We start from the raw sequence: 25030 nt of genomic DNA, 5'->3' as shown, positions 1-25030 counted from the left end.
CGGGTGGATGAAAGCGCCTTCACTTTGGCGTGTTTCGCGCTATGCATAATGGCCGGATGGCCAAGAAGACCCTCGAAAACACCCCGAAGTTGCTGCTTCGACAGGCAGTCCTGAGCGATGTACCTCAGCTTGCCGACCTCACCGCCCGGATCTACTCGGACGAATGGGGCCACTCGGTGGAGATGTTGCGTTCGCAGCAGACGCACTTCCCCGAAGGCCAGTTCGTGGTCGAGTACGAAGGCGTGATCGTGGGCTACTGCGCCACCTTCCGCATCGACGAGGCCACCGCGCTGGCGCCGCATAGCTGGATGCAGATCACCGGCGGCGGCATGGGCTCGCGGCACAAGCCGGACGGCAACTGGCTGTACGGCATGGAGGTGGTGGTGCATCCGGACTACCGCGGCATGCGCATCGGCCAGCGGCTGTACCAGGCGCGCAAGCGGTTGTGCATGGACCTGAAGCTGCGCGGCATCGTGTTCGGCGGACGCTTGCCCGGCCTGGCGAAGAACCTCGCGCGCTACGGCAGCCCCGAGGCGTACGTGCAGGCGGTAGTGGAAGGCAAGCGACGCGACCTCACGCTGAGCTTCCAGCTGTCGAACGATTTCGAGGTGGTCGGCGTCCTGCGCGGCTACGTGCCATCCGATCACGATTCGCTGGGCTATGCCGTGCACCTGGTCTGGCGCAATCCGCAACTGCTCGACCAGCCGGACATCCCGCCGATCACCTCGGCGCGGCTGCTGCCCGATTCGGTGCGCGTGGCTTCGGTGCAATACCAGCAGCGCCGGATCACCTCGTTCGAGGAGTTCGCCACCCAGGTCGAATACTTCACCGACATCGCCGCCGACTACAGCGCCGATTTCGTCACCTTTCCCGAACTGATCACGCTGCAACTGCTGTCGATCGAGAACACCGAACTGTCGCCGGTGGAGTCGATCCGCAAGCTCAGCCACTACACGCCGCAAGTGAAGGAACTCTTCAGCCGGCTGGCCGTGCACTACAACATCAACATCATCGCCGGCACGCATCCCACCGAGCAGGCCAACGGCGATATCCACAATGTCTGCTACGTGTGCCTGCGCGATGGCTCGATCCACGAGCGCGAGAAGCTGCACCCGACGCCGAGCGAGCGCAACGTGTGGAACATCAGCGGTGGCGACAGCGCGGCGACCGTGCTCACCGACTGCGGCCCGATCGGGGTGATGATCTGCTACGACGCGGAGTTTCCCGAAGTGGCGCGGCACCTGGTCGACCAGGGCGCGCTGATCCTGTTCGTGCCGTTCTGCACCGACGTGCGCGAGGGTTACCTGCGCGTACGCTACTGCTCGCAGGCGCGGGCGATCGAGAACCAGTGCTACGTGGTGCTCTCGGGCAATGTCGGCAACCTGCCCGGCGTCAACAACTTCGACATCCAGTACGGCCAGAGCTGCATCCTCACCCCGAGCGACTTCGGCTTCGCCCGCGACGGCGTCGCCGCCGATTCGACGCCGAACATCGAGACCGTGCTGTTTGCCGACCTGCGCCTGGAAAGCCTGGCCCGCGCGCGCAACGCCGGCGCGGTGCAGAACCTGAAGGATCGCCGCTTCGACCTGTACGAGACACGCTGGCGGCCGCGCTGATCGGCTTTCTGTGGGAGCGACTTCAGTCGCGATGCTGCTGCTTTTTAGCCCCTAAGAAAGAGCATCGCGACTGAAGGCGCTCCCACAATCCATCCTGTCGGCGGGGTCTGCGATAATTGCGTAATGTCCGATTTGCCCGAGCCCGCATCGAAGTCGACAAACCCTCGCCTGCAGGCATTGCTCGGCCATCAGTTTTTCGCGCCGCATCACTGGAAGCGCCGCCTCGTGCTGTGGTTCGGTGCGGTGCTGGTGGCGCTGGCGGCGATCCTGTTTGCCAAGGCCAGTGTCTGGTCGTACCAGCTGTTCCTGCGTGTCCTCAGCCATGGCAGCTGGATTCCGCTGATCCTGACTCCGGTGGTGTTCGGCCTGCTGGCGTGGGTTACCGAAGGACGCCTGCGCGCCACGCGCGGCAGCGGCATTCCGCAGGTGATCGGCACGCTGCATATCGAGAACGAAAGCTTTCGCGCGCGCATGCTGTCGTTGCCGATCGCAGCCGGCAAGATGGTGCTGACCCTGATTGCACTGACCGTGGGTGCATCGATCGGTCGCGAAGGACCGACCGTGCATGTCGGCGCCGCATTGTTCTATTCGATGGCCCGACGCTTCGGCTTCGACGATCCCAAGGCGGCTTCGCGCTTCATCCTTGCCGGCGGTGCGGCCGGCATCGCGGCAGCGTTCAATACGCCGCTGGCCGGCGTGGTGTTCGCCATCGAGGAGCTGGCCGGCACGTTCGAGCATCGCTTCAGCGGCCTGCTGCTGACCGCCGTGATCATCGGCGGCGTGGTGTCGCTGGGCATCATGGGCAATTACTCCTACTTCGGCGAAGTGCAGGCCAGCCTGCCGCTGGGACACGCGTGGCTCGCCGTGCTGCTGACCGGCGTCATCTGTGGCCTGTTGGGTGGCCTGTTCGCGCGATTGATCCTGCTCAACCGGCACGGCCCGCTGGCTTTGATCGGTGGCCTGCGCGCGCGCCAACCCGTGCTGTTCGCGGTGGGTTGCGGGCTGGCGCTGGCGCTGCTGGGCATGGGTTCGCACAGCACCATCTACGGCACCGGCTACGACCAGGCGCGCGCGATTGTGCAAGGCACTGCCAGCATGCCCGGCCAGGGTTTCGGCATCGAGAAACTGCTGGCCAACGTGGTGTCGTACTGGGCGGGGATCCCGGGCGGCATCTTTTCACCGGCGCTGGCGGTCGGTGCCGGCCTCGGCCAGAACATCGCGCACTTCCTGCCCGGTGCACCTGTCGCGGCGGTGGTGCTGCTGGGCATGAGCGCATATCTGGCCGGTGTCACTGGCGCGCCGCTAACCTCGGCGGTGATTGCGATGGAGCTGACCAACAACCAGGACATGGTGATCCCGATCATGGCCGCCTGCCTGCTCGCCCGCGCGGCGGCATCGTTGTTCTGTCCAACCCCGGTATATCGGGATTTCGCCGAACGCATGGTGCAGGATTTCGAACGCCAGCAAGCCAGCCAGCCGCCGGCCGGGGACCCGGACGGCGAACGAGACGAGTCGCTGCTACCGGCAGGCCGCACCAGCGCGTTCGACGAATCCGCCGCTCCGGCCGATACTCGCCCCATCAACCGACCATGAGCACCATCCGGGAGTCAGTGCAGACATGAGCGAAACACGCTGGGATCGACTGCTGCTGAATGCCACACTCGCCACCTTTGCCGGTGACGCGCCGTACGGCTTGATCGAGCGCGGCGCAATCGCGCTGCATCACGGGCGCATCGCATGGATCGGGCGCATGGAGACCTTGCCGGACGCGCCGGACATGTTGGCCGGCGCGGTCGAATCGCTCGATGGCGCGCTGGTTACGCCGGGGCTGATCGACTGCCATACCCATCTGGTGTTCGGCGGCGATCGTGCGCACGAATTCGATCTGCGCCTCAATGGCGCCAGTTACGAGGAGATCGCCCGCGCCGGCGGCGGCATCGTATCCAGCGTCAACGCCACCCGCGCCGCCAGCGAGGAGCAGCTGTTCGCGCAATCGCAGCAGCGCGCACGCGCGCTGCTGGCCGATGGCGTGACCACGCTGGAGATCAAATCCGGCTACGGGCTGGATCTTGAAAGCGAGCGGCGCATGTTGCGCGTGGCGCGCCGGCTTGGTCGTGAGCTGGGCATCAGCGTGCGCACCAGTTTCCTCGGCCTGCATGCGCTGCCGCCGGAATACAGCGATCGTCGTGCCGATTACGTGGCGCTGGTCTGCGACGACATGCTGCCGGCGCTCGCCGCCGAGGGCCTGGTCGATGCGGTCGATGCGTTCTGCGAAGGCATCGGCTTCACTCGCGAGGAAACCCGGCGCCTGTTCGAGCGCGCGAGACAGCTCGGCCTGCCGGTGAAACTGCATGCCGAGCAGTTGTCCGATCTGGATGGTGCCGCGCTGGTTGCCGAGTACGGCGGCTTGTCCGCCGATCATCTGGAGCACCTCAGCGAGTCCGGCCTCCGGGCGATGGCTGGCGCAGGTACCGTCGCGGTGCTGCTGCCCGGCGCGTTCTATGCGCTGCGCGAAACGAAGCTGCCGCCTGTCGCGCTGTTGCGCGAACATCATGTACCGATCGCGGTCGCCACCGACTGCAATCCCGGCACCTCGCCGCTGCTGTCGCTGCGACTGGCCGCCGGCATGGCCTGCACGCTGTTCCGGCTGACCCCGGAGGAAGCACTGCGCGGCGTCACCGTCAACGCGGCTCGCGCGCTGGGGCTGGGCGATCGCGGCACGTTGACGGCCGGCCAGCGAGCCGATCTGGTGGTGTGGAATGCGCGCCGGCCGGCTGAACTGTGCTACTGGATCGGCGGCAGTCTGGCTCGCAAGGTTTACGTGGCTGGCGAACTCGTCTCGCGGCGCAAGCCTTCAAGACGCTCGCCCAGCGCCTCGTAAAATGCTGCCGGCAAATCCGCCTGCACCGGCACCCGCCACCAGTGCGGCTGGGCGAAGCGACGGCATTTGACCGCGTCCTTGTCGGTCATCAGCAGGGGCAGCTGATCGCCAAAATCCAGTTCGTCCGCTGCAAAGGCATGGTGGTCGGCGAACGCATGCTCGATCACCTCGATACCCGCGGCGCGCAGGCTGGCGAAGAAGCGCGACGGATTGCCGATCGCCGCGACGGCGTGAGCCCGCTGGCCTGCAAAATTCGCGAGCGGCTGGTGGCGACCATCGCACAAGCCCGCCACCTCGCCGCCATGCAACTGCATGGGGTATTCGCCATCGGCAGGAACCCCGCCGTTGCAGACCCGAAAATCCACCCGCCGCAATCGACCCAGCGGCTCGCGCAGCGGCCCGGCCGGCAACAGCCGCCGATTGCCGAAACGGCGCACGCCATCGATCACGCAGATTTCCACGTCGCGGGCCAGCGCGTAGTGCTGCAAACCATCATCCGCGATCACTACATTGCAGCCAGCACCGAGCAGCAACCGCGCTGCCGCCGGTCGATCGCGGCCCACGGCCACCGGCGCGCCGCTGGCGTGGATCAGGCAGGGTTCGTCGCCAACGCGGGCAGGGTCCGGCGCATCGTCCAGCAGCAGGGGTTCGCGCTGACTGCCGCCGTAACCGCGACTGACCACACCGGGCCGGTAACCCCGCGCGCGCAATGCATCGACCACGGCGATCGTCAGCGGCGTCTTGCCGGTGCCGCCCACACTGAGGTTGCCGATCACGACAACCGGTATCGGCAGCCGTGCGCTGTGCAGCCAGCCGATACGGTAGAGCGTAGTGCGCAGACGGATCACTCCGCCGTACAGCGTCGCCAGCGGCCACGTCCACCACGGTGAGCGGCCGGCGCCGTACCAGGCTGATTCGAGCGTGCCGATCAGCGCCATGGATGCTCCTCAGTCGCCGGACTGATCGAGCGCGAGGTCGTGGAACTGCATGCGGTGCAGCGCGGCGTAGTGCCCGCCCAGCGCGATCAATTCGGCATGCGTGCCACGCTCGACGATGCGGCCCTGATCCATCACGGCGATCTGGTCGGCACCTTCGACGGTGGACAGGCGATGCGCGATGACCAGCGTGGTGCGATCTTTCATCAGCCGCTGCAGCGCCTGCTGGATCAATCGTTCGGATTCGGTGTCCAGCGCACTGGTGGCCTCGTCCAGCACCAGGATCGGCGCATTCTTGAGGATCGCGCGGGCAATCGCGAGGCGCTGGCGCTGACCGCCGGAAAGCATGTTGCCGCTCTGGCCGATCTGCGTGTGGATGCCCTGCGGCATGCGCGCGATGAACTCCATCGCATTGGCTGCCTCGGCGGCTGCGATGATGTCCGCTTCGCTGGATCCGGCCAGTTCGCCGTAGGCGATGTTGTTGGCTACCGTGTCGTCGAACAACACCACGCTCTGTCCAACCCACGCGATCTGCCGGCGCAGCGAGCGCAGGGTGTATTCCTGATAGTCCTCGCCATCCAGCACGATGCGGCCGGAGCTCGGCGCGTAGAAACGCGGCAACAGGCTGACCAGGCTGCTCTTGCCGCTGCCAGACCGGCCGACCAAGGCCGTCACGGTGCCGGGCGCGCAATGCAGATCCACGCCACGCAAGGCCTCGAACTCCCCGCGCGGATAGATCATGCGGATGTCTTCGAAACGGATGTCGCCGCGCGTGCGGGTGATCTCTTGAGAGCCCGTATCGGTCTCCGCCGGCATGTCGATGATCTCGAACAGATCGGTGGCGGCAGACAGGCCACGCTGGATGTTCGCCTGTACGGTGGTGAGCCGTTTCAGCGACGGCATCATGGTGCCCATGGCGGTCAGCACCGCGACGAACACGCCGGGCGAGATGCTGTCGATCACCGACGGCCGCGTGCCCAGGTAGACCAGCGCCGCCAGCGCGCAGGCGGCGACGGTCTGGATCGCGGTGCTCGACGAAGCATTGGTGGCGGCGATCTTCAGATTGAGCCGCTTGGCGCGCTGCGTGATCTCATCGAAGCGCGTGGATTCGTGCAACTGGCCGCCGTAGATGCGGACCTCGCGATGCGCCCCGACCGATTCCTCCACGGTGCCGGTGACCGAACCCATCATGCCCTGGATGCGCCGGCTGATCTGCCGGTAGCGCCGGCTGACCACGGTGGCGATCAACGCGATCGCCGGCACCATGATCAACAGCGCCATGGTCAGGTATGGGCTGTAGTACAGCATCACGTACAGGCTGCCGACAACGGTGACGCCTTCGGTCACCACGATCTTCACCGCGTCAGTGGAGGCCGAGGCCACCTGCTCGCTGGTATAGGTGATGCGCGAGACCTGGTGACCGGACGCCTCGGCCCCGAAAAACGCGGCCGGCAGGCGCAGGTAGGCGCCGAACACATCGCGCTGCATCACCTGCACCACGTTGCGGCCGATATAGGCAATGCCGTAGCTGCTGATGAAGGTACCCACGCCACGCACGGCAAAGATCATGATGATCCAGATCGGCATCCAGAAGATCAGGTACGGATCCTTCTTCGCGAACAACTGATCGATCAGCGGCTGCAGCAGCTTGGTGAACACCACCAGGCCACCGCCATCGACTGCCATGCCGACCAGGGTGACGAGTCCGATCGCCCAATAGCGTCGGGTGTAGCCGAGCAGGCGGCGGTAGACGCGCCAGCTCTCCGCATCCCAGACGCCGGCTTTCTGGCTGCTCACGGCTGGCTGCCTGGTTTGCTCGGCGTGGTGGCGATCGACAACCGGGTGAAACCGAGCTGGCCCAGCGCATCCATCGCAGTGACCACGTCCTGGTGCGGCGTCATCGCATCGGCGCGGATCGTCACCTGGCGCTCGCGGTCGGCACCGGCATTGCGTGCAATGGTCTGCTTGAGTGGCTCGATGCCCTCGCCCAGCACTTCATCGCTGCCCACGTAGAAGCGACCGTCGCGGTCGATCATGATGGTCAGCGCCGGAGCGTTCATGTCGCGGTCCTGCGTGCTTGCCTGCGGCAGCGTTACCTGCAGGCGCGAATGCTGGATGAACGTACTGGTCAGCACGAAGAACATCAGCAGGGTCAGCAGCACGTCGATCAACGGAATCACGTTGATCTCGAAATCGTCCTGACGGCGGTCGTTGCCGATACGCATCGGTGCGCGCTCAGCCCGCGCCCGGCGTGGTCGGCACCGGCGTGCGCCGTGGCCGTACCGGTGCCGCCGCAGCGGGTGCCAGGGTCAGGTCGTCGAGCAAGGCAGTGGCCTGCTTCTCCATCTCCACGCAATAGCCGGCCACGCGCGAGCGGAAATAACGATGCAGCACATACGCCGGAATCGCCACGGTCAGGCCCGACGCGGTGCAAATCAGCGCCTCGCCGATGCCGCCGGCCATCTTGGCGGGGTCACCGATGCCGCCGGCCATCACTTCCATGAACATGCGGATCAGGCCGATCACGGTGCCGAACAGGCCCAGCAATGGACCGATCAGGGCGATCGTGCCCAGCGTGTTGAGATAGCGTTCCATCCGATGAATGACATGCCGGCCGGTGTCCTCGATGCGCTCCTTGATCAGCTCGCGCGGCTGCCTGCGCACAGCCAGTGCGGCAGCCAGCAATTCACCCAGCGGCGAACCGTTGGCCAGATTTTCGAGGTGGCCCGGATCGAGCTGCCCGGCGCGCGCCCACTGACGCACCTCGTCGGTCAGGCCGGGTGGCAGGACCGACTTGCGGCGCAGCGTCCAGCAACGTTCCAGCACGATTGCCAGGGCAACCGCCGAACAGATCAGGATGGGCACCATCGCCCAGCCACCAGCCATCAGGATTTCCAGCACTTTTCGACCCACCGCGCTACCGGACAAGAAGCGCGCATGATAGCAGTCTCATCCTGCTGTACTGCGGCACGAGTGGCATTCTCCCACTCATTCGCGCCAGTAGCGTGGCTGCTGCAGTCGCCAGCCAGGCTCACGTCGCGGCGGCGCGCCAGCGGGAAACTCCAGCGGGATGGCGCCCTGCTCCGCGGTATTGAATACCGGTATGCGCGCCGCTCCATAGCGTGCCAGCACCTCCGGCTTTGGATGGCCGAAGCGGTTGTGCCAACCGGCCGACACCAGCGCCAGTGAAGGCCGAACGGCGGCGATGAACTCCATGCTGGACGAAGTCTTGCTGCCGTGGTGCGGCACCAGCAGGATCGGCGGCGGCCCCGGGCCTAGCGCCGCCGCCACCTGCGGCTCCACCGTCGAGCTGACGTCGCCGGTCAGCAGGAGGCGTCCGCCGCGGCTTTCCACCAGCAGCACGCAGGAACTGTCGTTGTCCCGATCACCCTTGCCGCGGCCCGGGTTGAGTACGCGAAAATACACACCGTCCCATTCCCACGATTGGCCGGTCATGCATTGATGCATCGGGATGCGCATGCGCGCGGGTTCGCCGGCATAGCGTGACGCCTGCGGAAATGCGTTCGCCACCGTTTCCGCACCGCCGGCATGATCGTTGTCGCCATGGCTGATCATCAGCATGTCCAGGCGGGTAATGCCCAGCGCATGGATCGCAGGCAACACCACCGCATCGCCCAGATCGAAACCCGACGGATAGCGTGCGCCGGCGTCATACAGCAGCGCATGGTCGCGGGTGCGCAGCAACACCGACAATCCCTGCCCCACGTCCAGCACCCAGACCCGGAAGGCACCCTCCTGCAACGGCTGGCGCGGCGGCCACAGCAGCGGCAGGAACAGCAGCAGGCCCAGCCAGCGCAACGGCACCCCGCGCGGCAGGAACAGCCACAACGCACCGAGCAGGGCCAGCAGCAACGCAAGCGGCTGCAGCGTCGGCAGATACCAGTGCGCACCGGGCCAGCTCGCCATCTGCTCCAGCAGCCACCATTGCGCATGCGCGATTCGCGCGGCCAGCCACAGCACGGGCGTGGCCAGCGGCGGGCACAAGCCCAGCAACAGCATGCCGGACAATGCGCACGGCACGATCACGAAACTGACTAGCGGCACTGCGATCAGATTGGACAGCGCACCCACCAGCGAGGCCTGCCCGAAAAACCATAGGCTCAGCGGCAGCAGCGCCACCGTCATCACCAGCTGCCCGGCTGTCAGCTCATGCAAAAAAGCGCGCAACCCACGTCCGCGCGCCTGCAAGCAGAGCATCAGGAACGCCACTCCGACGAACGACAACCAGAAACCCGCCGCCAGCACCGCCAGCGGATCGACCAGCAGGATCGCGATCATCGCCAGCGCCAGCGACTGCGCGCCGCTGCTGCCGCGCCGACTGCAACGCGCCAGCGCCACCACGGCGATCATCAGCAGGGTGCGCACCGTGGGCAGCCCGAAGCCAGCCAGCGCACTGTAGGCGGCGGCCACCAGCAACGCGGCCGCCGCCTGGGACTGTGGTCGCGGCAGCCACAGTCCCAGCCGCGGCCACAGCGCATGGCCCAGCATCGCCAGCCAGACGCCGAAGATCGCGGCCACGCCGACATGGAAACCGGAGATCGCGATCAGATGTGACACCCCGTTCGCGCGGGCGATCTCCCAGTCGCGCGGCGTCAAGCCGCGCGTATCGCCGACCGAGAACGCCTGCAGCAACGCCGCATCATGCGGGTCATGCACGCGTGCCGCGATACCCCGAGCCACCGCATCGCGCACGCCATCGACGCACCAGTGCGGCCCCGCCAGAAGCTCGTTGGCGTCGTCGTCGCGCACATAACCGGTGGCGACAATGCCGCGCTCCAGCGCCGAACGCTCGCTGTCGGCGCTGCCGGGATCGAGCAGGCCGCGCGGTCGTTTCAACCGCAGCAAGAGGTGCCAGCGCGTGCAGGGTTGCAGAACGGGCGCCCCTTCGTACCACGACACCGTGATCTCGCCGTGCAGTGCAACCGGCCCGTCATCCAGCGTGGCCTGCTCCACCCGCAGGGTAAAACGGCTGGCATCCGTGCGCGTCAGCGGCAGATCGGCCATTGTGCCGATGACGACAAGATCACGGCCTTCCAATGTGCGCGGCAGTCGTGCTTCCATCGCCGCCCCACCGCGCCATGCCGCCCAGACCATACCGAACAGAAGGCAGGCCAGCCAGCGCCAGCGCGGACAACGCCAGGCCAACAAGGCAACGACCAGCAGCAACAAGCCCAGGCACCAGGGCGGCGGCAACTTGGCCAACCACTGCACCAGCAGGACGCCAGCCAGCAACGCCGACGCTGCCGTGATTGCCGCGGGCATTGTCGTTCGTGCCATCCCTCGCGCCTCGTTCCGTCCTGGACGAGTTCGAGCCTAACGTGACGAATGCGGCGGCGTGGATGAAAGATGCGTAGGCCTGCGCCCGTACATCACGTCGAAGCTCCAGAGCAGCGTGTCCCTGCGCATGGGAGAGGCGCAGGAAGCGGCGTGCCTCAGTGCTTCGGGCTTTCCTGCAGCACGCCGTTGTGCAGCACCAGGGTGCGGTCCATCTTCGCAGCCAGACGGGTGTCGTGAGTGACCAGGATGAAGCTGGTGCCGATCTCGCGGTTGAGTTCCAGCATCAGCGCATAGACCTGCGCGGCGTTGCCTTCGTCGAGGTTGCCGGTGGGTTCGTCGCCGAGCACGCAGGCCGGCTTGGTCACCAGCGCCCGCGCCACCGCGCAGCGCTGGCGCTCGCCACCGGACAGCTCGGACGGCTTGTGATGCGTGCGGCCGCCCAGGCCAACCCGCTCCAGCAGAACGGTGGCTTGCTGCTGCGCCTCGGCGATGGCGGTGCCGCGGATCAGCAGCGGCATGCACACGTTCTCCAGCGCGGTGAACTCCGGCAGCAGGTGGTGGAACTGGTAGATGAAGCCGAGTGAGCGATTGCGCACGCGACCGCGTTCGGCATCGGAGAGTTTCGACAGCACCCGGCCGTCCACTTCCACTTCACCGGCAGTCAGCGTGTCGAGCCCGCCGATGATGTGCAGCAGCGTGCTCTTGCCTGAGCCGGACGCGCCAACGATCGCCATCGTCTCGCCGCGCTTCAGGGTGAAGCTGACGTCGCTGAGCACGTCGGTGCGCAGGCCGCCTTCGTCGTAGGTCTTGGCGACGTGGCTGGCGCGCAGCACGTTTTCGCCGATTTGATTGGTAGCGGTCGGATTCATGGCGGTCTTATTCATAGCGCAGCGCCTGCGCCGGCTGCGTGCGCGAGGCGCGCCACGCGGGATAGAGGGTTGCGAGCAGCGAGAAGGTGAAGGTCAGCAACGCGACCCAGCCCACGTCATGCCAGTCCAGCCGGCTCGGCACCTCGCTGATGTAATAGACGTCCGGCGACAGGAAGGTGACGTGGAAGGTGTGCTCGATCCACTTGATGATGCCCGGCAGTTTCCACGACAGCAGCGAGCCGAAGCCCACGCCGAAGCCGATCCCGACAAAGCCCACCAGCACGCCCTGCACCATGAACATGCCCATGATGCTGCGCGGCGTGGCGCCCAGCGTACGCAAGATCGCGATGTCGGCCTGCTTGTCGGTGACCAGCATCATCAGCATCGAGATCAGGTTGATCACCGCGACCAGGATGATCAGCGACAGGATGATGAACATCACCATCTTTTCCATCGACAGCGCGGCGAACAGATTCGCGTTGGTATCCATCCAGGTCTGCACCCGATAGATCTGACCCAGCTGATCGGCCAACTCGGTGGCGACCGGGCGCGCGTTGAACAGGTCGTCCAGGCGCAGCCGGATGCCAGTGGGGCCGCTCAGGTCATTGAGTTTCTCGGCATCGCTCATGTTGACCAGCGCCAGGCCCGAGTCGAATTGCTCCATGCCCAGCTCGAACGTGCCCACCACATGGAAGCTGCGCATCCGCGGGACGCTGCCCAGCGGTGATCCGCGCAGCTGCTGCACCGCCATGGTCACCCGGTCGCCGACACTGACCCCCAGCGTCATCGCCAGCTCGCGACCCAGCACGATATTCCAGCTGCCCGGGGTCAGCTCAGCGAGCTTGCCATCGAGCATGTGCTTGCCGATGTCGACGACCTTGGGTTCCTGCTCCGGCTCGATGCCACGCACCAGCGCGCCACTGGAACGACGCGCCAGCAACATCGCCTCGGATTCGACGTACGGCGCGGCGCCCAGCACGTGCGGATTCGCCTCGGCCATCTTCAACGCGCGCGGCCAGTCCTGCACGCTTTCGCCGACGCCTGAGACGGTTGCATGCGAGATCGCGCCGAGAATGCGCGAACGCATCTGGTAGTCGAAACCGTTCATCACCGACATCACCGTGATCAGCGCGATCACGCTGATCGCGATGCATACGATCGAGACGGTGGAGATGAAGGAGATGAACTGGTTGCGCCGCTTGGCGCGGGTGTAGCGCAGGCCGATGAAAAGTTCGAGCGGTCGGAACATGGGCGGGTCGCTTGTGGGGATCGCAGGGCTAGCCGCCCGGTCGTCCATTATCAGGTATTCGATCAGACCGCGCTGTGCCGGCGAAGTTGCCGGTCGGTCACAGGCGCGGCACAGCCTCGTCCGGTTGCATCGTGGCCAGCCGCATGCGCACGCGGCGGCGGATGTCGGCGTCGCTGTTGTCGGGCGCCAGCAGCACTATCTGCGCGCCGCGCTCCGCCGTCTGCAGACGTAACAGCACGAACGCGCCGAGTACGCGGAACGAGGCCAGCGTGGCAGGCACGTCCTCGTGATCGAGCAGGCGCAATGTCCAGGCGTTGTCGGCGCTCCAGCCTGCTGCCGCTATCGGGTTGGTGGCCAACCGGCGAACCGAATGCCACGTTGCCGCCAGTGCGGCCACCACCAGCAACAATTTCAGCCAGGGCTCCAGCGCGCATGACATCACGGCCAGGACAGCCAGGGCAGCGACAATGATCAACCCTCGCGGCAACAGTCGCGACGGTCGATATTCAAAGCCGATGGCGGGCGCGGATGTCATCGATGATCGCCTGCCAGTCTGCCCGCTCGGGACGGGCATGGCCCATCACCCAGTCCCACAGATCCGGATCCTGTACGTCGAGCAGTTCGTCGAACGCCTGCTGTTGCGCTTCGTCCACGCTGGCAAAACATTCGTCCAGCCAGCCGCCGAACAACGCATCCAGTTCGCGGGTACCGCGGCGGGTGCGCCAGCGCAGACGCTTGATGCGGGCGTCGTTCAAAGCTCACGCGACCGTTCGCGCTGCTCCTGCTGCTCACGCGCAATATCGGCATGAATCTGCGGCAGCGTCTTGTTCCAACCACGCAACAGTCCGGCATATATCTTCGGTAACCGGCCGAATATCACGACCGCCAACATGCGTGGCAAATAGTAAACACCAATGACGATGAAGAACCACGCAATCCATCGCGCGATCGCCAGGTCGTCGTGGCGGTGTGGCCACTGCTGCACCATCCCGCTGATCACCATGGCCGACAGGAGCGTGAAAACCAGTCGGGCTTTCCAGGATGCGCGCGGCAGGGAAAGCAAGTTGAACATCGCGAGCATCCTTACCAACGAGGGAATTGCCGCAGCTTACGCCGAACGTCGCTCCACCATCAGCTTCTTGATCTCGGCGATCGCCTTGGCCGGATTGAGACCCTTCGGGCAAGTGCGCGTGCAGTTCATGATGGTGTGGCAGCGATACAGCTTGAATGGATCTTCCAGGTCGTCCAGACGCTCGCCGGTGGCTTCATCGCGCGAGTCGACGATCCAGCGATAGGCCTGCAGCAGAATCGCCGGACCGAGATACTTGTCGCCGTTCCACCAGTAGCTCGGGCAACTGGTCGAGCAACAGGCGCACAGGATGCATTCGTACAGGCCGTCGAGCTTCTTGCGCTCTTCCGGCGACTGTAGCCGCTCGCGATTCGGTACCGGGCTCTGCGTGCGGATCCACGGCTTGATCGACGCGAACTGTGCGTAGAAATGGGTCAGGTCCGGGACCAGATCCTTCACCACCGGCATGTGCGGCAGCGGGTAGATCTTCACGTCGCCAGACGCGCACTCGCTGATCGCGCGGGTGCAGGCCAGTGTGTTGGTGCCGTCGATGTTCATCGCGCACGAACCGCAGATGCCCTCGCGACAGGAGCGGCGCAGCGTCAACGTGGGATCGATCTCGTTCTTGATCTTCAGCAATGCGTCCAGAACCATAGGGCCGCACGCGGCCAGATCGACCTCGTAAGTGTCGATGCGCGGGTTCTGCCCGTCATCCGGCGACCAGCGATAGATGCGGAAGGTACGCGGCTTCTTCGCATCCTTGGCCGGGTAGTGCTTGCCCGGCTGGATCTTGGAATTCTTCGGTAGCGAAAACTCTGCCATGTGCTGAACCCTTCAACTTTCTGCAGGAGGGCTTGCGCCCCGACCGTACAACCAATGATGCAACTGCCACGTGGCGGACGCAGCCGCCGTGCGGCATCAATAGACGCGTTTCGCCGGCGGCACGGCCTTGACCTCGTCGGTCATCGGATTCATGTGCACGGGACGGGAATCGAAGCGCGACTTTCCGGTCTCGTCGACCCATACCAGCGTGTGTTTCATCCAGTTGACGTCGTCGCGTTCGGGGAAATCCTCGCGCGCATGCCCACCACGACTTTCCGGGCGCTGCTCGGCCGAATGCATGGTGGCGACGGCCTGATCCAGCAGATTGGCCAGCTCCAACGTTTCGATCAGGTCGGAGTTCCACACCAGCGAACGATCGCTGACGCGGACATCCTTGAACGATTCACGCACGGCAGAGATTTTTTCGCAGCCTTCCTTCAGCGTCTTGCCGGTGCGGAACACTGCCGCATCGCTCTGCATCGTGCGCTGCATTTCCAGGCGGATCTGTGCGGTCGGCTTGCTGCCATTGGCATTGCGCAGCCCGTCGAAGCGGGCCAGTGCCTTGTCCAGCACGTTGGCCGGCAGGTCCTTGTGCGCTGTTTCCGGCTTGATCAGCTCGGCGCAGCGATGTGCCACGGCCCGGCCGAACACCACCAGATCAAGCAGCGAGTTGGAACCCAGGCGATTGGCACCGTGCACCGAGACACAGGCCGCCTCGCCGATCGCGAACAGACCCGGCACCACCGCGTCGACGTCGTCGCCGCGCTTTTGCACCACTTCGCCGTGATAGTTGGTGGGTATGCCACCCATGTTGTAGTGCACGGTCGGAATGACCGGGATCGGCTCCTTGGTCACGTCCACGCCCGCGAAGATGCGCGCCGATTCGGCGATGCCCGGCAGGCGCTCGTTGATCACGTCGGGGCCGAGGTGCATCAGGTTGATGTAGATATGGTCCTTGTGCTCGCCGACGCCGCGACCTTCGCGGATTTCCAGCGTCATCGCACGGCTGACCACGTCGCGCGAGGCCAGATCCTTTGCGCTGGGCGCATAACGCTCCATGAAGCGCTCGCCCTCGGAGTTGGTGAGGTAGCCGCCTTCGCCGCGTACGCCTTCGGTGATCAGGCAACCGGCACCATAAATGCCGGTGGGATGGAACTGCACAAACTCCATGTCCTGCAAAGCCAGGCCCGCGCGCAGCACCATGCCGCCACCGTCGCCGGTGCAGGTATGTGCCGAAGTGGCGCTGAAGTAAGCGCGTCCGTAGCCGCCAGTCGCCATCACCACCGCATGACCACGGAAGAAATGCAGGGTGCCCTCGTTCATGTCGAGCGCGAGCACGCCGCGGCATACGCCGTCCGCATCGAAAATCAGGTCGATCGCAAAGTATTCGATGAAGAACGTGGCGTCATGCGCCAGCGCCTGCTGATACAGCGTGTGCAGGATCGCGTGACCGGTGCGGTCGGCCGCGGCGCAGGTGCGCTGTGCGGTGCCTTTGCCGTAGTGCGTGGTCATGCCGCCGAACGGGCGCTGGTAGATCTTGCCTTCGTCGGTGCGCGAGAACGGCACGCCGTAGTGTTCCAGCTCGATGATCGAGGGAATCGCTTCGCGGCACATGTATTCGATCGCGTCCTGGTCGCCGAGCCAGTCGGAACCCTTGACGGTGTCGTAGAAATGGAAGCGCCAGTCGTCCTCGCCCATGTTGCCGAGCGCGGCGGAAATGCCGCCCTGCGCCGCCACCGTGTGCGAGCGGGTCGGGAATACCTTGGTGATGCAGGCCGCCTTGAGGCCTTTCTCGGCCAGACCGAAGGTGGCACGCAAGCCTGCACCGCCGGCGCCGACCACGATCACGTCATACAGATGTTGCTGAACCTTGTAGCTTTCCATGAAATCTCGGCCTCGCGTCTTATGGGGTCAGCGCAATGCGCAGCACGGCCAGCACGCTTGCCAGCGCGCCCAGCACCGCGAGGAACTTGATCGCCACCAGCAGGACGACTTCCTTCCAGCGGACATGTACGTAGTCCTCGATCACCACCTGCAGGCCAAGCACGGCATGCCAGAACATGGTGAGCACGAACGCGATCAGCAGCAGTGCGTTCCATGGTTTGGCGACGGTGGCGCGAGCGGTGGCGTAGTCGGCATGCAGCAGGCACAGCACGGTAACGACAAACCACACGCCCAGCAGCACCAGCGCGACAGCAGTGAGCCGCTGGGTCCACCAGTGACCCACTCCGGACTGGGATGAACCCAGGCCGCGGGCAACTTTCAGCGGGTTGCGTCGATCTTTCACGACGACGTCCTTCGCGCTCATGCCGCACCTCCGGGCGTCAATACATAAGCCCACACCAGCACGGTGAGCACGATGCTGCCGGCCACCGACAGCCAGCTCGAACGCACGAACTGGGGAATGCCGTAACCGAGCCCCACATCCTGGACCAGATGACGGATGCCATTGCACAGGTGATAGAACAGCGCCCAACTCCAGCCAACCAGCAACACCAGCCCGACCGGGCTGCCGATGAGACTCTTGAAGTAGTTGAAGCTCTCTTCGCCCGCCGCCAGGTGCAACAGCCCGCACACCACCAGCAGACTGCCGACAGCCAGCGCGATGCCGGTGGCACGATGCAGGATGGAACTCACCATCTGCACTTGCCACCTGTAGACCTGAAGATGCGGAGAGAGCGGTCGTTGCGTGTCTGCCATGGCGGCTACTCTGAGTGGAATCGCTGATCTCATGCCGCACCTGCCCCTGTCTGCCATCGGCGACGAGCGCCGTCGCGGCCGTTCAGAAGTCGATGCAACGCCCGTTCTTTTCCCAGTCGCCGTAGCGGGTGGGATCAGGCGCCGGTCGAGGTTCCGGCGCCTTGTCCTGCACCTGGCTCACCGGCACGGCAACAGCTTCCGTATGAACGGAAGCAGGTGTGGATTCGGCTGAGGAGAAGGTATCGGACATGGTTTTTGTAAGCCCGCAAAGGTTAATACTTGCGGCAAAGCAGCACAACCTCGACGGTGACCGACCACGCTGCCGCTGCTTCCGCCACCCAACCTTGCGCTGTCTGTCTGCCGCCCCAATCCTGCTACGCCTATGCCGACATCATATTCCGCGGAAACCCTGTTGATCGAAGGCGCTGACGCGAGGGCGTTTGCACATGCGCAGTTCAGCAGCAAGGTCAACCCGCTCGCCACTGGCCAGTGGCAGTTCAGTGCATGGCTCGATCCGCAAGGTCGCGTGCGCGCATTGTTTCATCTCCTGCGACTCGCCGATGATCGCTACATGCTGCTGCTGCGTGGCGGCAGCGCTGCGACGATGGTCGATGCGCTGCGACGTTTCGTGTTCCGCTCGAAACTCACGCTGACGGCACTGCCGCCGCGCACCCTTGCAACCGGCCCGGCGTTGCCGATGCACGCGATCAGCGATGAGGCCGAAGCACTCGTGCTTGGTTGCGGCACGCACAGCTTGCGAATCATCGCAGCAGGAACCGGCGACACCACTTGGCAACCGCTGCAACTGCGTGCGGGCTGGCCGTGGCTGCCGACTCAGGTATTGAATGAGTTGCTGCCGGCGGCACTATCGTTGCAGCACCTGCAGGCAGTCGCCGTCGACAAGGGCTGCTATCCAGGCCAGGAGATCGTCGCCCGGCTGCATTTTCGCAACGGACACAAACGACATCTGCACAGCGTCACATTGTCGCAACCAGCACGTGCTGGTGACGTGCTGCGCCATGATGATCGTGAAGTCGGTTGCGTGCTCGACGTCGCCACCACCGATGATTGCGTCGAGGCACTCGTCGTATTGAGTGATGACATTGCCGCACAGGCAGACGGCAGACGGCTGGCTTCGCTCAACGACAATCTCGTGATACATCTCGGCACGTCGTGGCCCGCATGAACGACACCTCGAGCATCAATTCGTTATGACAATGTCTACCAATTGTGAGCATGGGTTAAACCTCGACGCCTCGGCACTTGTCAGCGGCAGATTCCGCCACTAGGCTCCGCCGATCGAATATCGCGACATCCGGAACAAGGGGTGTCGAAGTACGCGACGAACCGGAAGAATCCGAATCGGCGCGACCCGGCAGCAATGGCCGGATGGCATACCGCCTCGCATCCAACGAGTGCGCAGCAGTAGTTGCAGGCAACACGGCCGATACCGGCACGCGCAACGCCAATGCAACATCCAATCCCGATCGGCATCAAACCGCCGCTCGTACCGCCACAATCCCGTGGCAAAGCGCCTGACCACAAGTTTCGGTCATGGCGATAGATCCAGGTGGAACGGCCTGCCCGCCCGTCCACCGCAACGGCGCACAAAGCTTGCTTCTTAAGTTTTGCGCGTACAGCACGCTGGAGGCAGAACCATGAAACTTTCCATGCTGTTGTGGCTGACGTCCCTGATGCCGCAACCCGTCGCAGACCAGGCTTGCCTGGCCACCACCGTCTACCTGGAAGCACGCAGCGAATCGGTCAACGGCCAGCTTGCCGTGGCAGAAGTAGCGCTACGCCGACGCGACCGCGGGCGCTGGGGCAGCACCGTGTGCAAGGTCGTGACAGCTCCACATCAATTCGCGACCACCACGACTCCCGGCTCGTTCGACATCAACAATCTCGAGGCCTTCAACAAGGCCTGGCAGGTGGCCGGCAGGTCAATCCACAACTGGCAACTGCCGCTGGCACAGCGTCACATGCTCGTGCCACGCGCCGATCACTTTGCCACGACCGCGATCTCCCCGATCTGGTCGCGAAATCGCCCCAGCGTCACCATCGGCGAACACGCGTTCTACGCGGTCAACTGACTCGCGATTCTAAGCACGAGAAACATGAAAGGCCCTCAAATGAGGGCCTTTCATGTTTCTGGACGTCCATATAAATAGACGTCTATACATCCACATCAAATCAACGTGCGTAAACCTGATCGCCACGGACCTCGACATAGTCGCCATTGCGAAGACTGGGGTTTTCACGCTGGGTGACGGTGGCATACTGACCGTTGTCCAGCCGCACGACGATGCGCCAGGCCGTACTGCTCCCGCCGCTGCGCTTGCCGACCTGATTACCGACCACGCCACCAGCTACCGCACCAGCCACCGTGGCGGCCTTGCGGCCATCGCCCTTGCCGACCTGGTTGCCCAGCACGCCGCCGGCTACCGCACCGATGATCGCTCCGAGCGTACCGCCGTTGCCATTGCCGCCGTCGATGTAGACCTGCTGAACTTCCTGCACCACTCCGCAGCTCTGGCAGCGCGTGTTCTGATTGCCGTAGCCATTCTGCTGTCCCTGATAGCCACGGTTGTAGTTGCCGCTGTTACCGTAGGGCGCAGTGGCGCAACCGGCGAGGGCGAGCCCTGCCGTCATCGCGGCAGTCAGGGCAAACTTTCCATTCAGTGCGTTCATGGGGGTTATTTCCTTTTCAATGGGCCAGTTCAGCGAGCGTCGGACACAGCTGTCACACCTTCCTGCACCTGCACCCGATCGCCCGGATCGTGATCCATGCGCACCGTGCGGGTCACTCCGTTGTAGACGTAGCGCACGTCATAGGCAACGATCTTGCTGCTGGTGTTGTTGACGGTGCTGCACTTGCGCTCCACCGAGGTAGTCACCTGGGCATGCTGCCGGCTGGCCTCGATGCGATTGCCCGCATAGCCGCCGCCGACCGCGCCGGCCACCGTGGCCAGGGTCTTGCCCTTGCCGCCGCCCACCTGATTGCCGACCAGACCGCCGACCACGGCACCGATGGCAGTTCCGGCGATCCGATGCTGATCCTTCGGCGGGGCGGTATGCGTCACCGTCTCGTCGTGGCAGACCTCGCGTGGATTGTTCGCGGTCGAACGCACCGGATCGACACTGACGACCTTGGCATATTTGGCCCCGGCGTCCGCACTGCTACCCGAATCAAGCGCCGCACTGCCATTGGAAGTGCCCGCATCCGCATTGCGGTTGCACGCGGCCAAGCCGGTCGCGAGCGCTGCAGCAATAGCGACATTGAGTACATTGACCATCAATCTGTTCATCACGTTCCTCTCCTCTGTTTGTATGCTGCTGGTGCTGCCTGGCGCGAACCTGCGCCCGCGCAAAGATTTGCGTCGCCATTGAACCGGTATCCAACTGAATCGGAGCTAGCTCGCAGTCGTTACATTATCTTCACGCCCACGTTCCGGAACTCTCTGCCAGTGCACGAAAAACACAGCACGCCCGGATTGATCGACAGCCACGTCCATCTCGATGACGCGGCGTTCGCCATCGACCGCGACGCGGTGATCGAACGCGCCGACCAAGCCGGCGTCGAGGCCATGATCGTGCCTGGCGTGGATGCCGAGAGTTGGCCACGCATCAAGGCGCTCTGCGCGAAACACACTCGCCTGCATCCAGCCTTCGGGCTGCATCCGATGTTTCTCGGCAAGCATGTACCCGCACATGTGGACGCGCTGTCTTCATGGCTCGATGAGGAGAACGCCGTCGCCGTTGGCGAGATCGGCCTGGATTTCCATGTGGAAGGCCTCGATCGCGAACTGCAGCGGGATTTCTTCCAGCGTCAACTGCAGTTGGCACGCCAGCGGGATCTGCCAGTGATCGTGCATGCACGCGGCGCGCTGGAGGAAGTGAGCCTGACCTTGCGCCGAACCGGCGGATTGCGCGGCGTGGTGCACAGTTTCTCGGGTAGCGAGCAGCAGGCGCAGCATCTGTGGGACATCGGCTTTCATCTGGGCATCGGCGGGCCGGTAACCTACCCGCGCGCGCAACGGCTGCGACGCATCGTGGCGCAAATGCCGATCGAATTCCTTTTGCTGGAAAGCGACGCGCCCGATCAACCCGATGCAGCCCACCGGGGCGAACGCAACGAGCCGGCACGAATCGCCGATGTTCTGCAATGCATTGCGGCATTGCGCGGCGAACCGGAAGCGCGTGTCGCCGCCGCCACTAGCGCCAACGCGCGCCGCCTGTTCGCGCTGAATCGACGCGACAGCTGAACACGTCCGCTTCAGTCACACCATCGTTCACTGCCACTTGCGCACAACGGCCAGCGCTTGTTATCTTTTATTTCATTGGTGAAATATGACTTGGTGAAATGGCGCATCTGACGAACTGCATCGAGATGATGGACGAGGGCATCGGACGGGTGAGCCAGATCATCCCGCAGATGCCCGCCGCCGAGGCCCGGCTGTGCCGGCTGATGCTGATGGTCGGCGCCAGCCTCGAAGGCGAACTCGAGTTCAAGCTGAAGCCGCACAAGCTCAATCACAGCGAATTTCTCACGTTGATGATCCTGTACAGCCGCCCCGACGGCAGTTCGACGCCAGGCGAACTGTGTGAATACGCCAGCCAGGGCGCCACCAACATGACCCGCATCGCCAACGCGTTGGTCAAGCGTGGACTGATCACTCGCGGCGCCAGCGAAGAGGATCGCCGGCGCGTGCTGATCCGAATCACCCCGGCCGGCCGACGTTTCGTGCAGAAAATGCTGCCGCCGATGTTTCCCCGCGTCGCCACCATGTTCGCGGACTTCAGCGACGGCGACAAACGCAACCTCAGCCGTTTGCTGCGCAAGCTGGCCCATAACCTCGACCAGTTGAGCGAAGCCACTCATCCATGAAGGAAGCCCCGATGAAGCATGCCCTGCTACGTGGCCGCACGGCGCTGGCCGTGGCGATCACGCTGGTGTTGGCCGCCTGCGCGGTCGCACCGGCAAAACTCGGTGCGCCGGTGCTGCGTGACGACGTTCCGCTGGCCGGCCTGCAGGCTCCGGCACGTGCCGGCTGGCCAGCAACGCAGTGGTGGCGGCAATACGACGACCCGCAGCTGAATGATCTGATGGATCGCGCCATGCGGCAGTCGCCAGATCTTGCCTTGGCGCAAAGTCGCGTGCAGAACGCTGACCAGTCCGCACGACTCGCCGCCGCGCAGCTCGGGCTGTCGATCAACGGTAGCGCGCAGGTAACACGCACGCGGATGAGCGAACATGGTCTGATCCCCAGCAAGTTCCTTGGTTTCACCTGGTACAACCAGGCCGACCTCGGGGTGCAGCTGCAATACGACTTCGACTGGTGGGGCAAGAAGCGCGCGACAGTGGAAGCAGCGCTGGATCAGGCTCACGCTGCCGAGGCGCAGCGCAGTGCCGCTGCATTGGCGATCCAGTACGCCGTGGCCGATACCTACTTTGGCTGGCAGGCCGATCAGGCACGCCTGCAGTTGACCGACCAACTGCTCGCCACGCAGCAGCAGTTGACGCATATCGCCGAGTTGCGTGTGCAGCAGGGCATCGATTTGCCGGACGAGGCCCAGAAGGCCCGCGCGCAGCTGGCCGGTGTGCGCGAGATGCGCGTGGCACTCGACGGCTCGGCAAAGATCCGCCACGTCGCGCTCGCCTCGCTGCTCGGCGTGGCACCGGCGCAATTGCCGGAACTCAAGGCACTGCCGCTGCCAGCGGTCGAGCGTGGCGTGCCACCCCATGCGGGGCTGGACCTGATCGCGAGGCGACCTGACATCGCCGCCAGCCATTGGCAGGTCGAAGCCGCGCTCAAGCAGACCGATGCGGCACGTGCAGAGTTCTTCCCCGACATCAGCATCAGCGCGATGGCGGGTTTGTCCAGCATCGACATGGGCAAGCTGCTCACTCCCGGCAGCCGCACGTTTGCATTGACCCCAGCACTGCATCTGCCGATTTTCAACGGCGGCGCTTTGGAGGCCAACTACGGCGTCAGCAAGGCCCAGCTCGATGCAGCGGTGGCGCAGTACAACAGCACCGTGCTGACCGCGGCGCGCGAGGTGGCCACCCAGGCCTTGAGTGCCGAACAGGTCGCCGCCCGTCAACACGAACAGCACACGCAGCTCGACGCCGACCGGCAGCTGCTGGCCAGCGCGCAAGCGCGCGCGCGCCAGGGCGTGCGCGATGTCCGCGAAAGCCTCGGCGCGAAAGCCGAACTGCTGCAACAACGCGATGCCGCAGCGCAGCTGCAGGCGCAGGCGTTGAGCACTGACCTCGCCTTGATCAAGGCACTCGGCGGCGGCTATCGCACTCCTGTGCCGGCTGACGTGACCACTCGAATCCCTTCCCCTTCTGTTACCGCCGGAGCCGTCGACCATGAGCGCCACTGAATCCGACAAGTCGCAAGTCGCCAATGACGCCGACGAGAGCGGCATGGCCGCCAAGGACCCGGCCAAGCGTCGCCGCGTCCTGCTGATCGTGGCCGGTGCGTTCATCCTCGCCGGCCTGGTCTGGTTCCTGCTGTGGCTGTTCGTGTTTTCCACCCGCGAGAAAACCGACAACGCTTATGTCGGTGGCAACCAGGTGGCGATCTCGGCGCAGGTGCCGGGCACGGTGGTGGCGATCCTCGCCGACGACACCCAGCACGTCGACGCCGGCCAGGTACTGGTGAAGCTGGACAGCACCGATGGCGAGACACGCCTGCAGCAAGCGCGCAGTGCGCTGGCCCAGGCCGTGCGCGGCGTGCGTCAGCAGACCAGTTCAGCCACCGGTGCGGATGCCCAGGTGGTAGCCGCGAAGCTCGACCTGAAAAAGGCCGAAGCCGATCTGAAGCGCCGCTTGCCGCTAATCGCCGCTCACGCCGAATCGCCCGAGATCGTGCAGCACCTGCGCGATGGCGTAGAGCAGGCGCGTTCGGCTGTGGCCGCGGCCGAGGCGCAGGCATCTGCCGCGCATGCAGCCACCGAAGGCACCGATGTGGCGCAGAACCCGGCGGTGCTGCAGGCGCGCGCCAACTTCCGCGCCGCCTGGGTCGCCGCACAGCGCAACGCGATCTATGCACCGGTGTCCGGCTACGTGGCCGAGCGCAGCGTACAACTGGGCAACAGCGTTGCGGCCGGCCAGCAATTGATGACCGTAGTGCCGTTGCACGATCTCTGGATCGATGCGAATTTCAAGGAAAGCCAGCTGCGCCATATCCGAATCGGCCAACCAGCGAAGGTTATCTCCGACGTCTACGGCAGCGATGCGGAATATCACGGCAAGGTGATCGGTCTGGGCGCCGGCACCGGCAGCGTGTTCTCGCTGCTGCCGGCGCAGAACGCCACCGGCAACTGGATCAAGGTGGTGCAACGCGTGCCCGTGCGCATCGCGCTGGACAACAAGGAGCTGGACAAGCATCCGCTGCGTATCGGCCTGTCCACCGATGTCACGGTGGACATCCGCAATGACCAGGGCCGCGTGCTTGCCGACACCTCGGTGCACACACCGGTGGCGCAAACCGACGTCTACGACCAGATGGCCAGCAAGGCGGATGCGGAAGCCGACCGCATCATTCAGGCCAACCTGTCCCACGCCACTGCCGCGAACTGA

General features: G+C 64.7%; 26 protein-coding genes. 9 read left to right on the top strand and 17 right to left on the bottom strand.

What is annotated here, in order from left to right; genetic code table 11:
- Window positions 1-56 precede the first annotated feature (56 nt).
- The 3 genes from EAH75_RS01785 (at window position 57) to hutI (ending at window position 4497) form a co-directional block, all read left to right on the top strand.
- Entirely contained in the window at window positions 57-1616 is a 1560-nt protein-coding gene (locus tag EAH75_RS01785; RefSeq protein ID WP_140652987.1) for a bifunctional GNAT family N-acetyltransferase/carbon-nitrogen hydrolase family protein, read from the top strand.
- 123 nt (window positions 1617-1739) lie between these two features.
- The gene (locus EAH75_RS01780; RefSeq protein ID WP_140652984.1) at window positions 1740-3209 is read left to right on the top strand and encodes a chloride channel protein; all 1470 of its coding nucleotides are present in this window, start codon (window positions 1740-1742) and stop codon (window positions 3207-3209) included.
- Between the two features lie 25 nt (window positions 3210-3234).
- Window positions 3235-4497, top strand: coding sequence for an imidazolonepropionase (gene hutI / locus EAH75_RS01775; protein ID WP_140803915.1), 1263 nt, complete (start codon window positions 3235-3237; stop codon window positions 4495-4497).
- On the opposite strand, the gene lpxK is transcribed toward hutI, so the two are convergent.
- From lpxK to EAH75_RS01700, 15 genes are all read right to left on the bottom strand, one after another.
- Window positions 4434-5435: a tetraacyldisaccharide 4'-kinase gene (gene lpxK / locus EAH75_RS01770; protein ID WP_140652980.1), complete on the bottom strand. Its 1002-nt coding sequence runs from the start codon at window positions 5433-5435 to the stop codon at window positions 4434-4436. The two genes, hutI and lpxK, sit on opposite strands and share 64 nt — an antisense overlap.
- A gap of 9 nt (window positions 5436-5444) precedes the next feature.
- The gene (gene msbA / locus EAH75_RS01765; protein ID WP_140652978.1) at window positions 5445-7229 is read right to left on the bottom strand and encodes a lipid A export permease/ATP-binding protein MsbA; all 1785 of its coding nucleotides are present in this window, start codon (window positions 7227-7229) and stop codon (window positions 5445-5447) included.
- Window positions 7226-7657, bottom strand: a complete 432-nt coding sequence (locus EAH75_RS01760; RefSeq protein ID WP_140652976.1) for an ExbD/TolR family protein — start codon at window positions 7655-7657, stop codon at window positions 7226-7228. The genes msbA and EAH75_RS01760 overlap by 4 nt, the downstream gene beginning before the upstream one ends.
- A 10-nt stretch (window positions 7658-7667) precedes the next feature.
- On the bottom strand, window positions 7668-8318 hold the full coding sequence (locus EAH75_RS01755) for a MotA/TolQ/ExbB proton channel family protein (protein ID WP_140653103.1): 651 nt from the start codon (window positions 8316-8318) through the stop codon (window positions 7668-7670).
- Window positions 8319-8420: 102 nt separating this feature from the next.
- Window positions 8421-10730: a DNA internalization-related competence protein ComEC/Rec2 gene (locus EAH75_RS01750; RefSeq protein WP_140652975.1), complete on the bottom strand. Its 2310-nt coding sequence runs from the start codon at window positions 10728-10730 to the stop codon at window positions 8421-8423.
- Between the two features lie 155 nt (window positions 10731-10885).
- On the bottom strand, window positions 10886-11614 hold the full coding sequence (lolD, locus tag EAH75_RS01745) for a lipoprotein-releasing ABC transporter ATP-binding protein LolD (RefSeq protein WP_140652973.1): 729 nt from the start codon (window positions 11612-11614) through the stop codon (window positions 10886-10888).
- The gene (locus EAH75_RS01740; protein ID WP_140803913.1) at window positions 11607-12848 is read right to left on the bottom strand and encodes a lipoprotein-releasing ABC transporter permease subunit; all 1242 of its coding nucleotides are present in this window, start codon (window positions 12846-12848) and stop codon (window positions 11607-11609) included. The genes lolD and EAH75_RS01740 overlap by 8 nt, the downstream gene beginning before the upstream one ends.
- Window positions 12849-12945: 97 nt before the next feature.
- The gene (locus EAH75_RS01735; protein WP_140803911.1) at window positions 12946-13383 is read right to left on the bottom strand and encodes a protein YgfX; all 438 of its coding nucleotides are present in this window, start codon (window positions 13381-13383) and stop codon (window positions 12946-12948) included.
- Window positions 13355-13603 (bottom strand): succinate dehydrogenase assembly factor 2, encoded by a 249-nt coding sequence (locus tag EAH75_RS01730; protein WP_140652967.1) that lies wholly within the window; start codon window positions 13601-13603, stop codon window positions 13355-13357. Before EAH75_RS01730 ends, EAH75_RS01735 begins: the two co-directional genes overlap by 29 nt.
- Complete coding sequence (locus tag EAH75_RS01725; RefSeq protein WP_140652965.1) at window positions 13600-13920, bottom strand: hypothetical protein; 321 nt, start codon at window positions 13918-13920, stop codon at window positions 13600-13602. The genes EAH75_RS01730 and EAH75_RS01725 overlap by 4 nt, the downstream gene beginning before the upstream one ends.
- Before the next feature lie 36 nt (window positions 13921-13956).
- A complete protein-coding gene (locus EAH75_RS01720; RefSeq protein WP_140652963.1) occupies window positions 13957-14739 on the bottom strand; it encodes a succinate dehydrogenase iron-sulfur subunit in 783 nt (260 codons plus the stop codon).
- Between the two features lie 96 nt (window positions 14740-14835).
- A complete protein-coding gene (sdhA, locus tag EAH75_RS01715) occupies window positions 14836-16623 on the bottom strand; it encodes a succinate dehydrogenase flavoprotein subunit (protein ID WP_140652961.1) in 1788 nt (595 codons plus the stop codon).
- Between the two features lie 19 nt (window positions 16624-16642).
- Complete coding sequence (sdhD, locus tag EAH75_RS01710) at window positions 16643-17047, bottom strand: succinate dehydrogenase, hydrophobic membrane anchor protein (protein ID WP_140803909.1); 405 nt, start codon at window positions 17045-17047, stop codon at window positions 16643-16645.
- Window positions 17044-17439: a succinate dehydrogenase, cytochrome b556 subunit gene (gene sdhC, locus EAH75_RS01705; RefSeq protein WP_140652956.1), complete on the bottom strand. Its 396-nt coding sequence runs from the start codon at window positions 17437-17439 to the stop codon at window positions 17044-17046. The genes sdhD and sdhC overlap by 4 nt, the downstream gene beginning before the upstream one ends.
- Window positions 17440-17521: 82 nt before the next feature.
- Window positions 17522-17689, bottom strand: coding sequence for a DUF1674 domain-containing protein (locus tag EAH75_RS01700; protein ID WP_140652954.1), 168 nt, complete (start codon window positions 17687-17689; stop codon window positions 17522-17524).
- Between the two features lie 162 nt (window positions 17690-17851).
- Between EAH75_RS01700 and EAH75_RS01695 the strand changes: the two genes are divergently transcribed.
- Together EAH75_RS01695 and EAH75_RS01690 are read left to right on the top strand one after the other, a co-directional pair.
- Window positions 17852-18625: a YgfZ/GcvT domain-containing protein gene (locus EAH75_RS01695; protein WP_241668857.1), complete on the top strand. Its 774-nt coding sequence runs from the start codon at window positions 17852-17854 to the stop codon at window positions 18623-18625.
- Window positions 18626-19097: 472 nt separating this feature from the next.
- Window positions 19098-19532, top strand: coding sequence for a cell wall hydrolase (locus tag EAH75_RS01690; protein ID WP_241668856.1), 435 nt, complete (start codon window positions 19098-19100; stop codon window positions 19530-19532).
- Between the two features lie 100 nt (window positions 19533-19632).
- On the opposite strand, the gene EAH75_RS01685 is transcribed toward EAH75_RS01690, so the two are convergent.
- On the bottom strand, window positions 19633-20130 hold the full coding sequence (locus EAH75_RS01685) for a glycine zipper 2TM domain-containing protein (RefSeq protein WP_140803904.1): 498 nt from the start codon (window positions 20128-20130) through the stop codon (window positions 19633-19635).
- A 29-nt stretch (window positions 20131-20159) separates the two neighbouring features.
- Window positions 20160-20747, bottom strand: coding sequence for a glycine zipper 2TM domain-containing protein (locus EAH75_RS01680; protein WP_140803902.1), 588 nt, complete (start codon window positions 20745-20747; stop codon window positions 20160-20162).
- Between the two features lie 159 nt (window positions 20748-20906).
- Between EAH75_RS01680 and EAH75_RS01675 the strand changes: the two genes are divergently transcribed.
- From EAH75_RS01675 to EAH75_RS01660, 4 genes are all read left to right on the top strand, one after another.
- The gene (locus tag EAH75_RS01675) at window positions 20907-21704 is read left to right on the top strand and encodes a TatD family hydrolase (protein ID WP_140803900.1); all 798 of its coding nucleotides are present in this window, start codon (window positions 20907-20909) and stop codon (window positions 21702-21704) included.
- Window positions 21705-21802: 98 nt separating this feature from the next.
- A complete protein-coding gene (locus EAH75_RS01670) occupies window positions 21803-22327 on the top strand; it encodes a MarR family winged helix-turn-helix transcriptional regulator (protein WP_140803898.1) in 525 nt (174 codons plus the stop codon).
- Window positions 22328-22338: 11 nt separating this feature from the next.
- On the top strand, window positions 22339-23829 hold the full coding sequence (locus EAH75_RS01665) for an efflux transporter outer membrane subunit (RefSeq protein WP_140803896.1): 1491 nt from the start codon (window positions 22339-22341) through the stop codon (window positions 23827-23829).
- Window positions 23816-25030 (top strand): HlyD family efflux transporter periplasmic adaptor subunit, encoded by a 1215-nt coding sequence (locus tag EAH75_RS01660; RefSeq protein ID WP_140652940.1) that lies wholly within the window; start codon window positions 23816-23818, stop codon window positions 25028-25030. Before EAH75_RS01665 ends, EAH75_RS01660 begins: the two co-directional genes overlap by 14 nt.

It is taken from the genome of Rhodanobacter glycinis (assembly GCF_006438785.1).
Classification (GTDB): Bacteria; Pseudomonadota; Gammaproteobacteria; order Xanthomonadales; family Rhodanobacteraceae; genus Rhodanobacter; species Rhodanobacter glycinis_A.
The sequence above is the reverse complement of the archived record's forward strand: the minus strand, read 5'-3'. Positions and strand labels throughout refer to the sequence as shown.